Genomic DNA, 2,415 nt, shown 5'->3' with positions numbered 1-2,415 from the left:
GGGTACCGGGGGGAACAACGCCACAACCTCGCGGCCGTGGTGGAATTTATCCATACGGCAACTTTGCTGCATGACGACGTGGTGGACGAATCCACCTTGCGCCGGGGCCGCACGACCGCCAACGAGGCCTTCGGCAACCCTGCCAGCGTTCTGGTGGGTGACTTCCTCTATTCCCGGGCGTTCCAGATGATGGTCGAAGCCGGCGATATGCGTGTCATGCAGACACTTGCCGAGGCGACCAACGTGATCGCCGAGGGCGAGGTGCTTCAACTTATGAACATGCACGACGCGACACTGTCGGAGGAGGGCTACCTCCGGGTGATTCGTTCCAAGACGGCCAAGCTGTTCGAAGCCAGCGCCCGCCTGGCGGCCTTGCTGGCCCAGTCGCCGCCAGCCATTGAGCAAAGCTGCGCAGACTACGGCCAGGCACTGGGCACCGCATTCCAGGTGATCGACGACGTGCTGGACTACGACGGGGATGTGTCTGAAATGGGGAAGAACCTGGGCGACGATTTACGCGAAGGCAAGGCGACACTTCCGCTGATCATCGCCATGCAGCGAGGTACCGAGGCTGAGCGTACGACCATCCGGCAGGCAATTGAGACGGGTGGCACGGACCAGATGACACAGATCATCGCCATCGTGCAACAGACCGGAGCGCTGCAGGCCACCCGGGATGCTGCGGCTGTAGAAGCACAGCGCGCGCTGAATGCCTTGCAGGCCCTGCCCCAAAACATTTACAGTAATGCCCTGATGCAGCTGGCCTCCCAATTGCTGGAAAGGCGTTTCTGACGGCTGCCGGATCGGGGTGTAGCTTAGCCTGGTAGAGCGCTACGTTCGGGACGTAGAGGCCGGAGGTTCGAATCCTCTCACCCCGACCAAAAATATCCTGGCCTTGGCCGTATGTGTGCGTTTCTTCGCATACTTCCAACGCCGGGCAGGCCTCTGGCGCGTTTTCGATTTACACCTTGTAATCTATAAGCGATGATACCTATTTAAGCCTATCCAGAGAATCCATGGCCGCTGTTGACACCGCTATTAACCAACCACCATCCATGGCATTGCCAGGTCTGGGTCGGGCCTTGGTGGTTGCGGGGAAGCTGGGTCAAAAGGCTGCTGAAGACATCTTTCGCAAAGCCCAAACGGGGCGCACCAGCTTCATCGCCGAACTGACAGGCTCCGGAGCGGTTTCCGCGTCTGACTTGGCGCACACCATGTCGACCGCCTTTGCTGCGCCTTTGCTTGACCTGGACGCCATAGACATACAGCGCCTGCCCAAGGGACTGCTCGATTCCAAAATCTGTGCAACGTACCGTATCGTTGTTCTGAGCAAACGCAATAACCGGCTGATTGTTGCAACGGCAGATCCATCTGACCAGGAGGCGGCTGAAAAAATCAAGTTTTCCACCCAGATGGGGGTCGACTGGGTCATCGCCGAATACGACAAGCTGTCCAAGCTGTCGGAAGTGTCCAACACCAGCGCCTCTGAGGCGATGGAAAGCATCATCGGCGATGACTTTGAGTTTGATGAAACCAGTGTGGATACTGGCGCAACCGAAGATGAAGCGGGTGTCTCCGAAGTTGAGGACGCTCCGGTCGTCAAATTTCTCCAGAAGATGCTGCTTGATGCTTTCAGCATGCGCGCTTCCGACCTGCATTTCGAGCCGTTTGAACATACCTACAGGGTGCGCTTCCGGGTGGACGGCGAATTGCGCGAAATCGCGTCACCACCGGTCGCCATCAAGGAAAAGCTTGCCGCGCGCATCAAGGTTATCTCCAAGCTGGATATCTCGGAAAAACGCGTACCGCAAGACGGCAAAATGAAGCTCAAGATCGGCCCCGATCGGGTCATCGATTTCCGGGTGAGCACCTTGCCGACCATGTATGGCGAAAAAATCGTTATCCGTATTCTGGATCCGAGTAGCGCCAAACTGGGCATTGATGCACTGGGGTATGAAACGATTGAAAAAGAGCGCCTGATGGCCGCGATTCAGCGACCCTACGGCATGGTGCTGGTGACGGGGCCCACGGGTTCCGGTAAAACCGTGTCGCTGTACACCTGCCTGAATATTCTGAACAAGCCGGGTGTCAACATTGCCACCGCTGAGGATCCCGCCGAAATCACATTGCCCGGTGTCAACCAGGTCAGCATGAATGACAAGGCTGGCATGACTTTTTCTGTCGCGCTCAAAGCTTTTTTGCGGCAGGATCCGGACATTATCATGGTCGGTGAGATTCGCGATCTTGAAACGGCTGATATCGCCATCAAGGCCGCGCAGACCGGCCACATGGTCATGTCCACGCTGCATACGAACGACGCACCCACCACGTTGACGCGTATGCGCAACATGGGCATTGCTCCTTTTAATATTGCTTCAAGCGTGATTCTGATCACGGCCCAGCGCCTTGCTCGCC

2 protein-coding genes and 1 tRNA gene are annotated in these 2,415 nt (G+C 57.3%); all 3 read left to right on the top strand.

What is annotated here, in order from left to right; translation table 11 throughout:
* Positions 1–792: polyprenyl synthetase family protein (locus tag AC1D1X_RS20950; protein ID WP_477699071.1), on the top strand; the 792-nt coding region annotated here is incomplete at its 5' end.
* Between the two features lie 12 nt (positions 793–804).
* A tRNA-Pro gene (locus tag AC1D1X_RS20945) sits at positions 805–881 on the top strand.
* A gap of 135 nt (positions 882–1,016) precedes the next feature.
* Positions 1,017–2,415 (top strand): ATPase, T2SS/T4P/T4SS family (locus AC1D1X_RS20940; RefSeq protein WP_477699070.1); only part of this gene is annotated, 1,399 nt, incomplete at its 3' end.

It is taken from the genome of Polaromonas sp. P1_G4 (assembly GCF_056405475.1).
Note: the sequence above shows the minus strand (reverse complement) of the source record. Positions and strands in the feature narration are given on the sequence as shown.